The following is a 9,129-nucleotide window of genomic DNA, read 5'->3' as shown; positions in this document are numbered from 1 at the left end:
ACAGATTGATATTCAAATACGGCGGGAGTCCGGTGCTGTGCAAATACGACCCAATGTGCCCAAACGCGAAAAAGACGATCCGGTTCGATCTGTGCGGATCGACTTTGAGTTGCATCATCCCCAAAAAGTTGATCTCGATGCGCGAGCAAGGCACGGCAATATCACGCTTCCCAAAATTGATGGTGCAGCAACCCTTAACAATCACCATGGCAAGACGGTTTTTGAAGGCGCGTCGGGCAATATACATGTCAAACAGCACCACGGCGATATCGCGGTGCAACATGCTGGTGGCGATTTGTCAATTGACGCACGCCATAGCGATACGAGTATCGATGCTGTCTCCGGTTCGGCTACGGTAAAAACCCATCACGGCGATTTCGTCTGTCGAAGTATCGAGCACAATGCCGAAATTAACATACATCACGGCAGGCTTGAGGGTGATCATATAGGGGGCAATGTGGTTGTGGATGTACGCCATGGACCTGTTGCCGTTCGAGAAATTGGAGGTGATTTTGCTGTGAAAGCAGGGCATAGCCCGATTGAAGTTGACCGCGCAGGCGGCAATGTGCAGGCAAAAAATAATCTTGCTCCCATCACTGTTCGAGAAATTGGAGGCGATTTTATTGCAGAAAATAGCCACAGTTCAATTAAAGCCGAGCGGGTTGGGGGACGTGTGGTTGCAAAAAATAATCGCGGTGCAACGCATCTTGAAAATATTGCGGGTGCAACTACTGTCCATACTGGCCGGGGTGCTGTTGAAATTGAAAATCCCGAAGTGGGCGTCATGATACAAAGCCGCGGCGGCAATATTGCGGTGCGTCCACACAAACCCATTGGCGATGACTACGCGATTCAAAATAGAGATGGCGCGGTTGATCTCATTATTCCCGATGGTTCCGCAGTCGATGTACACGGTTATGTTGGGCGCGGAAGTATCCAGACCGACCTGCCCCTGTCTATTACCGGCGTGTCGCGTACTTCACAGGTGGTGACGGGTCAACTCAATGGTGGTGGTGCTAAGGTTGCGATTGAACTCGGTCGGGGCGATCTGAGGTTGTATTCAGATGAAGAGATAGATGCGCCTGAAACGCCCACGCCGCCCGATCCGCCTGAACCACCTGAAAAATAAGACGGTTTAACAAAAAACCCCGCCCCCTTCAGGGAGCGGGTTTTTGTTTGTGTGAGGTCGCTAAACTTCCACATCGAATTTTTTTGCGGTTTCGCAAATTTGTTCCCAGGTCGTTTCTTCTATGGGGACCCCATTTGCTTCGCGTTCACAACCCGTGCGATGGGAGCGTTCGCCGGGTACGAGTATTTCGTCAAATCCCGGTGCGGTTTTTGCCGATTTTACGTAGTCGATGAATTGTCCGATTTCGGCTTTAAAGTCGGCGATGGGTTGGAATGCATCGATGCGAATGGCCTGTACAAATAGGGCATTGCCCGTTACGGGTGAATTTTTGCGGGTGCAGCCGGCGGGGGACAGGGCGCCGGATAAGATGTCGAAGATGAATGATAGGCCATATCCTTTGTGGTCGCCAAAGGGGGTTAGTGCGGCATTGCCGTGTACGTAAGCCGCGGGGTCAGTTGTGGGGTTGCCTTCGGCGTCGATTAGCCAGTTTTCGGGTACGCGTTCGCCTCGCGCCAGAGCGACCCGCATTTTGCCACCTGCTGCAGTTGCTGCGGTTAAGTCCAGTGCTATGGGAAAGTCGCGGTCCGAAGGGAATGCAACGGCGAGGCAGTTCGCGGGCAAGATGCGCCCCAGTCCTCCCCACGGTGCCATCGAGAGGTCGGCGCCGTGGCCGTTGTTGCTCATCAGTCCGGCCATGTTTTCAGCCGCGGCGAGTACGGGATAGCCACCCAATCGCCCGATGTGATTGCACTGGTGCACTGTTGCGATGCCGACAGCACTTTTGCGGGCTTTTTGGATGGCGATGTGCATGGCTTCTGTTGCGGTTACGTGCCCAAATCCCCAGTGTCCGTTTACGATGGCTGTTGCATCGGTTTCCCGTTCGATTTCCACGGTTGTTCCGAGTTGTATTTGACCGCTCTGTACCCCGGAGACGTATTGCGGAATGCGGACTACGCCGTGCGAGTCGTGTCCAGCGAGATTGGACGATACGAGCAGATCGGCCACGATTTGGGCTTCTTCGGGCGTTGCGCCCACGCGTTCGAAGACTTCGCGGCCAATGCGCCGCAGTTTATCGGGATTGAAAATTGGCATGGGGTTTATCCATCATAAGCTGCGGCGATTTCGTTTTCGTAAAGTTCTTCTATTCTCCCGGGTACGACCTTTTTCAATCCCCGCGTGAGGGTTCCCATTTCTTCGCTCAACTGGTCCGGCAAGATCAGTACTTTTTGCGGGCGCTCGTGCGCGGGAAGGCCAGATGCCGTGGCTTCTTTTAATAGTTGCTCGCGAATGCGTTCGGCTATTGCGGGATGGCTGCACAGGGCTTCCTCGTCGTCTGTGGGTAGATCGGGAATATCTATTTGCAATTGGGCTTCTTCTACATTTACGGTGACGATGGGTAGTGGGAATGTGCGGGTCTGATCACCGCAGATTAAGACGTGTTCGATGAGGGGCACGCGCGCGAATATGCGTTCGAGGCGTTCGGGGTTGACAAATTCGCCGTTGCTCAATTTAAATTGCCGTCCAAAACGCCCCTGGAATGTCAAAAATCCCTCGTCGTCCATGCTGAACAAATCACCCGTGCGATACCACACTTTGCCCGCTTCATCGGTTACGAGTACTTCGGCGGTGCGTTCGGGGTCGTTGAGGTATCCCGTCATGACGTGATTGCCGTGTACCCACAACTCGCCAATGCCATCGCCGCTGCCGCTGTAGGTTTCTGTCTCTGGATCACCGTGGGCGATTTCCTCGCCTGTTTCGGCGACGATTTTTACTTCTTGTAATGGCTTTCCAACGGTGCCTGTTTTTTGTCCGGTCAGAACATTTGCCGCGATCAGGGGGCTGCATTCGGTGACGCCATAGCCTTCGAGCGAGGTGATGTCCAGTACGTCCTGGAAAAAGTCGAGGGCTTCGGGGTCGGCTTTTGCCGAGCCGACGATTAACAATTCGAGGCGGCTGCCCACGCGCTGCGAGAGTTTTTCTTTAATTTGTCCGACGACTTTTTTGCCCAGCGTAGCGTTGACGAGGCGGTCGATGACCGATGCTTCACCGCGTGTAATGCGCTGTTTGGCGCGCAGTGACCGGGCGATTAATGTGCCTTTTGCACCGCCGGCATCAATTTCTTTTCGCACGTTGCCAAATACTTTGTCTAAGATCAGGGGGACAGTTAAAAAGCCTTCGGGTTCGGAATATCGGATATCCACGAGTACGCGATCCGGTGATCGCGCCAGGTCTAACGTCCAGCCTTTGGCCAGGGGATAGTAAATATTCAATATGCCCATGGTGTGATAGTCGGGCGCGGATTTGAATAAGATGACCGGATCGCGGTTGCTGATTGTATCCCATACGGACAGGATATTGCCGACGAGATTGCGATGGGTTTGTATCACGCCTTTGGGCAGTCCCGAGGATCCCGATGTGTACACGATTTTCGACTCGTCATCGGGTTCTATTGCTCTGTCTGGGGGCGGTGTTTCCGCGCCTTTTTGGGTTAAGTCAAAAAATGAGATCGCGCCATAGGCTTGTCCTTCTGTCAGGACGATCTGGGGGGGATTGTTCAGTTGATCGCGCACGCGCTCAACCTGTTCCAGACTTCTTGTATCTGTGAACAAATAGGCGATGCCCGAATGGTTGATGCTGTGTACGAGCAAGTCATCGGGCAATTTGTTGCAGATAGGCACTGCCGATAATCCCAGTATGTCGCAGGATAGGAAAACGAGTACGGATTCCAGGCCGCCATCGGTCAATAGCCCGATGCGCTGCCCTTTTTCCAATCCTATTTGCGCCAGGCCCGAGGCCAATCGGTCTCGCTGTGTCTTTAACTGCAGATAGGTCAACGGCACATATTGCAATCGCCTTTCGCCGGGTTCCTCTGGCTGACGCAATACGCGAACCGCCGTGCGATCCGCATGCCGTTCAAAACTGTCGTTCAATAAGTCCTTGAGTGTCTGACTCATGTTCGGTCCTCCCGTTTTTGGCCATTATTTTCCGGCATCAATATACCCCTCAGCGACCATTTCATCAACCAATTCTTGTACGCGGTTCCATAGAATGGGCGCGCCAATTGAGATGTGGCTGTTGCTTTGCAAGACGCGATCGGCTGTGATTCCGTGCTCTTTCCAGGCACGTCCCTGAGTATTGCAATTGTGCAAGAAGGGTTGGAATCGGTCTATCGCGCCCGCAAATTTTGCTTCGGGCGTTTCTTTTGCTTCAAATTCTTCCCACAATGCGCGTATTTCTGCGCCCTGTTCTGCAGGCAAGAGCGCAAAGATGCGGTCGGCGGCTTTTGCTTCGCGCTCGGCTTTGTCGGCATTGCCCGATTCGTCGTAGAGAAAAGTGTCGCCCGCGTCGATTTCTACGAGGTCGTGTACCAGTGCCATTTTGATTACTTTCAGGATATTCACTGGTTCGGGCGCGTATTCCGCGAGGATGAGTGCAAACATGGCAAAATGCCAGGAGTGTTCGGCATCGTTTTCTTTGCGGGTTTCGTCGAGCAAATAGGTTTGCCGAATGATTTGCTTGAGTTTATCGACTTCGAGCAAGAACGCGATTTGTTGTTGTAATCGGTCGGTCATGGTAAAAGCTTTCAGCGATCAGCAGTCAGCGGTCAGCGGGCGACCACAGGGGGTCGCCCCTACAATATCTCACCTAAAATTCGCATTATTCCGGTCAGTTTTTCGCCGGGTTGGAGGCGTATTAAGCCCGCGTCAATGCCCTGATTTTGCAGATTGAAGGCGTTGGTGACGCAGGTGTAGGGTTCAAAGCATACGATGGGACGGGTGTCGGGGGCGTAGAGTACGAGTTCGCGGAATATGTCATTGGCTTCCATTGCGATGGTTACGCCTTCGGTTGGGTCGGTGTACTCGCATCTGCTCCATCCATCGGCTATAGATACGCCGGACCAGACGTTGTCGTAATACTGGTCTTTTAAGGGCGTGTTTTCGCGTACGTCAAATACCGTGCCGTCAACGGGTAGTAGTTCTCCTGTGGGTATTGGGTCGTCGCGCAAGGGCCAGTAGGTCGATGCGGGCATGCGTACGGTGCATATATCCCGGTTGCCGTTTTCAGTGAGGGGTAGGGGGAAATAGGGGTGGATGCCCAGGCCAGCGGGCATGTCGCTTTCGCCCACATTGGTGCCTTCAAATTCGAGGGATAGTACGCCGTTTTTTAGCCGATATGTTACCCGCGCTTCAAAGGGGAAGGGATAGTGTGCGCCGATTTCCGGGAAGTCCGTCGATGTGAAGACGCTGGTTACCCACGCGCTTTCTGTGGTGCCGGAATCAACTACGCGCCAGGGGCGTTCGTGGACGTAGCCGTGAGAGGCGTGTTCGCCCGGGGCAGGGGTTTGGAGCTGGTATTCTGCACCGTCAAATGTGAATTTGCCGCCGTCTATGCGGTTGGGCCAGGGGTATAATATGGGGGTGCCGTATCCGCTGGCACGGCCTTTCAAGGTGTCGGGGTCAGGTGGGGAGTAAATGAGTTCTAATAGTCCATCATTTTTTGGGATTTTATACGAGATGCAATTGTTGCCCACCGATGGTAGGACCCGGGCTTCACAATTGGTTTCGAAATCCCGCAGTACGTAGAGCGCGTGTCCGTGGAAGTCCTCTTGTTGAATGTCATATTGTGCCATTGTTCTCTCCCTTACTGAGGCAAGGGCCAGGCTTCGCCGGCCATGAAGCCGCCATCTACGTAGATGGATTGTCCGGTGACGTAATCCGATGCGGGTGCGGCGAGGAATACGGCTGTGCCTGCCAGGTCTTCGGGTGTCGCCAATCGCTTTATGGGCAGTCGGGATTCGGCCCATTCGCGCATTGTATCATCTTCCCAGAGCCGCTCGGTCAATGGCGTGACCACAAAGCCCGGGCATATTGTGTTTACCTGGATGTTGTGTTTTCCAAGTTCTAATGCCTGAGCTTTGGCGAGTTGTCCAACTGCGCCTTTGGTGGCGGTATAGACAGAAATTTGTGACAAGGACCAGTCCGTTGTCAATGAGCCGATGTGGATGATTTTGCCCTGTTTGCGCGAGATCATGTGTTTGACTACGGTCTGTGTTAAGAAGTAGAGGCCCTTCAGGTTGACGGCCATGATTTCGTCGTAGTGTTCTTCTGTTACGTCTTCAAATGGTTCGCGTATGTTCATTCCCGCGTTGTTGACGAGGATGTCGATTTGTCCATACGTTTCGAGTGCTGTATCGACGCCGCCGCGCACGGAATCCAGGTCTTTCATGTCCATTTCATAGGCGATTGCGTCGCCTCCCGCATTTCGAATTGCCGCTACGACTTCGTCAAGTTGAGACCGCGTGCGCGCAGCACATACAATTTTTGCGCCTTGTGCAGCCAACCCTTCTGCTATGCCGCGTCCAATACCACGCCCCGCTCCAGTTACTATGGCGACGCGATCTTCGAGTGAAAACAATGACATTAATGCCTCCTGTATAAAATACATCATCTCTATTGCAAAAATATGCTAAATTTAGCATAGTAACATTGTGAATGTAAAATGCCAAAAACCCAAACATATCGCAAAGGAAAACAGAATATGAGCGAAAAAGCAGACTACACAGTCGGGTCGGGCAACGTATTCAAGGACCTGGGATTTGACCGTCCAGAAGAAGAATTGGCAAAATCAGATTTGGCAATTCAAATTAATAAAATCATTGAACAAAAAGGTTGGACGCAAAAAAAAGCCGCAGGTGTTCTCGGCATTGACCAACCCAAAGTCTCTGCACTTAAGAATGGACGATTGGCCGGATTTTCTATCGAGCGTCTGTTGTCTTTTTTGCGGGCATTAGACCGGGACATCGATATTGTCGTTCGGCCAAAAATTGGGCATAGCGCACATATTCAGGTCGCAGAAGCCGTCAATCGTCCCAAGTATATCACACGATAGAGTAAGACAGGATAACCGATTCATTTTCTTTCAAACTGCCGCTGCAGTATTTCCCACAAGGGATTCGGTCCTCTCGGTTTGAGAGGTTCGGGGTCTTTGCCCTGTTCGATAGCCTGCCAGTAACGCCATCCCATTTTTTGTCCTGGCGCGATTTCGTAATCGAGTCCTGTCCATGTGCCAGTACCTCGATATGCGTAAAATGCCCAGTGCCAGTCGCGCTGGTTATAGATTTCGATGAGGTCGGCCATATATGCCGCCGCGCCTTCAAGGCGGCGGTCGTACCAGAATTCTGAAGCGATGATTCGGTGTGCGGGTATGTTGTATTGTTCGGAAAATTTTTGAACTGCGTGCATTTGCTGCGCAAGGCGATCAATGGTCCAGGATTCCGTTGGTCCGTTCCACGATTTGGGCACGCGGTCCGGATAGGCGTACCTGCCTTGATTGACGCGATAGGTTACCATTTGCCAGGGACCGGGGTTGTGGAAGGCGTATAAGACCTTGTCATCGTCAATGGGTCGATTGTATTCGAATGCCCTGGGAGATGCGTAGAACCAGCCGTCGAGGATGATGGGGGTGTCTGTATCTACGGATCGGATTGCTTTGACTATTTCCCGGTTGAATTGGTTGAGGTCGGCTGGCGTGTTCTGGATGCGTTTGAACCACTGGGCGAATTTTTCGTCAGGCGCGTCAAAGCCGAATGCCTTGTCCGGGTGTGGTTCGTTGAGGGGATTGTAGGCGACAATGGCGGGGTGCGTTTTCAGGCGTGTGGCGAGTTGGCGCCAGAACTCAAAGGCTTGTAGATGATATTTTTTGTCTTTCCAGAGTCGCGCATCGTCCCGGTCATTGTTCAGTTGTTTCCAGCGTGCGCCGGGTAGGCTGACCATTGTAAGGACGACTTTGATCCCATTGCGTTCGGCTTCGTCGAGTGCTTTGATCAATAGGGATAGGTCGGTTTCGTTGATTGCTTCGAAGTTGTCCGCATTGCCGATCAGGAAGTCCCTGCCCTCGGCGGGCCAGGCATCGGGTAAGATACGCACATAGTCCAATCCCAATTCCCCGGCTGCAACGTACCATTCGGGACGGTGTTGGGCATTTTGTTGATTGGCCCCCTTGCGCTGTATATCCCAGAAGTCGATTTTAGAAGGGTCGGCCATGGCACTGCTCGCAGAGAGGAATGCGACTGTGCATATCAATATGCGAAATGTCATTTCATGTCTCCAGTGCATCTTTCAAAAATCGCCCGGTGTGCGAGGCGGTGACAGATACCACGTCTTCAGGCGTGCCGCAAGCGATTAAATCGCCGCCGTCTTCTCCACCTTCTGGGCCCAGGTCGATGACCCAATCGGCGGTTTTGATTACGTCCAGGTTGTGCTCGATTACGATTGCGGTGTTGCCCGCGTTGACGAGTCGGTTGAGTACGTCGAGCAATTTCTGGATGTCGGCGAAGTGCAGTCCCGTTGTGGGTTCGTCGAGGATATATACGGTTTTGCCCGTACTCGGTCGCGCCAGTTCGCGCGCCAATTTTACGCGCTGGGCTTCGCCGCCGGAGAGCGTGGTCGATGCCTGTCCCATTTTGATATAGCCCAGGCCCACGTCAAATAGGGTTTGGAGTGAGCGCTGGATGCCGGGTATATGGGTAAAATGCGATAGGGCTTCGGCTACTGTCATCTCCAGGACATCGGCGATTGACGCACCCTTATAGGTTATGTCGATTACATCGCGGTTGTAGCGCTTTCCGCCACAGGTTTCACAGGTGACCCACACATCGGGCAAGAAGTGCATTTCTATACGGCGCGCACCCAAACCCGCACAGGCGTCGCACCGCCCGCGTTTGTGATTGAAGCTGAAATGCCCGGTTTTAAACCCGCGTACCTGGGCGTCTGGCAAGCTGGCGTACAGGGTGCGTATTTTGTCGAATACTTTGACATAGGTCGCGGGATTGCTGCGCGGCGAATAGCCAATGGGTGTCTGGTCGATGTTGATCACTTTGTCGATGCGTTCCAGTCCCAGTACATCGTCGTGTTCTCCCCAGGCTTTTTGTGCGCGGTTCACACGGGCGGCGAGTGCGCCGAAGAGTACGTCGTTGACGAGCGAACTTTTGCCCGAGCCCG

General features: G+C 53.1%; 9 protein-coding genes. 2 read left to right on the top strand and 7 right to left on the bottom strand.

All coding sequences use genetic code 11. From position 1 onward, the window contains the following. Positions 1 to 1,129, top strand: a 1,129-nt coding sequence (locus tag OXG87_23755; GenBank protein ID MCY3872569.1) for a hypothetical protein, incomplete at its 5' end; no start/stop codon positions are given. Between the two features lie 60 nt (positions 1,130 to 1,189). On the opposite strand, the gene OXG87_23750 is transcribed toward OXG87_23755, so the two are convergent. From OXG87_23750 to OXG87_23730, 5 genes are read right to left on the bottom strand one after another with little or no spacing between them, the layout of a single operon-like run. Beyond that, positions 1,190 to 2,221 carry an Ldh family oxidoreductase gene (locus tag OXG87_23750; protein ID MCY3872568.1) on the bottom strand — a complete coding sequence of 344 codons (1,032 nt, stop codon included), beginning with the start codon at positions 2,219 to 2,221 and terminating at the stop codon, positions 1,190 to 1,192. A gap of 5 nt (positions 2,222 to 2,226) precedes the next feature. Next, positions 2,227 to 4,083, bottom strand: a complete 1,857-nt coding sequence (locus tag OXG87_23745) for an AMP-binding protein (protein MCY3872567.1) — start codon at positions 4,081 to 4,083, stop codon at positions 2,227 to 2,229. A gap of 24 nt (positions 4,084 to 4,107) precedes the next feature. Continuing rightward, positions 4,108 to 4,701 (bottom strand): HD domain-containing protein, encoded by a 594-nt coding sequence (locus OXG87_23740; protein ID MCY3872566.1) that lies wholly within the window; start codon positions 4,699 to 4,701, stop codon positions 4,108 to 4,110. A gap of 59 nt (positions 4,702 to 4,760) precedes the next feature. Next, on the bottom strand, positions 4,761 to 5,759 hold the full coding sequence (locus tag OXG87_23735) for an aldose 1-epimerase (protein MCY3872565.1): 999 nt from the start codon (positions 5,757 to 5,759) through the stop codon (positions 4,761 to 4,763). Between the two features lie 11 nt (positions 5,760 to 5,770). Then, complete coding sequence (locus OXG87_23730) at positions 5,771 to 6,550, bottom strand: glucose 1-dehydrogenase (protein MCY3872564.1); 780 nt, start codon at positions 6,548 to 6,550, stop codon at positions 5,771 to 5,773. Between the two features lie 117 nt (positions 6,551 to 6,667). On the opposite strand from OXG87_23730, the gene OXG87_23725 reads away from it, so the two are divergent. After that, positions 6,668 to 7,018 (top strand): helix-turn-helix transcriptional regulator, encoded by a 351-nt coding sequence (locus OXG87_23725; protein MCY3872563.1) that lies wholly within the window; start codon positions 6,668 to 6,670, stop codon positions 7,016 to 7,018. Positions 7,019 to 7,038: 20 nt separating this feature from the next. Here OXG87_23725 and OXG87_23720 read toward each other — a convergent pair whose 3' ends face one another. Together OXG87_23720 and OXG87_23715 are read right to left on the bottom strand one after the other, a co-directional pair. Beyond that, positions 7,039 to 8,226, bottom strand: a complete 1,188-nt coding sequence (locus tag OXG87_23720; protein ID MCY3872562.1) for a cellulase family glycosylhydrolase — start codon at positions 8,224 to 8,226, stop codon at positions 7,039 to 7,041. A 1-nt stretch (position 8,227) separates the two neighbouring features. After that, positions 8,228 to 9,129, bottom strand: a 902-nt coding sequence (locus OXG87_23715) for an ATP-binding cassette domain-containing protein (protein MCY3872561.1), incomplete at its 5' end; no start/stop codon positions are given.

The sequence above is a fragment of the Gemmatimonadota bacterium genome (assembly GCA_026706845.1).
GTDB lineage: Bacteria > Latescibacterota > UBA2968 > UBA2968 > UBA2968 > VXRD01.
Note: the sequence above shows the minus strand (reverse complement) of the source record. Positions and strands in the feature narration are given on the sequence as shown.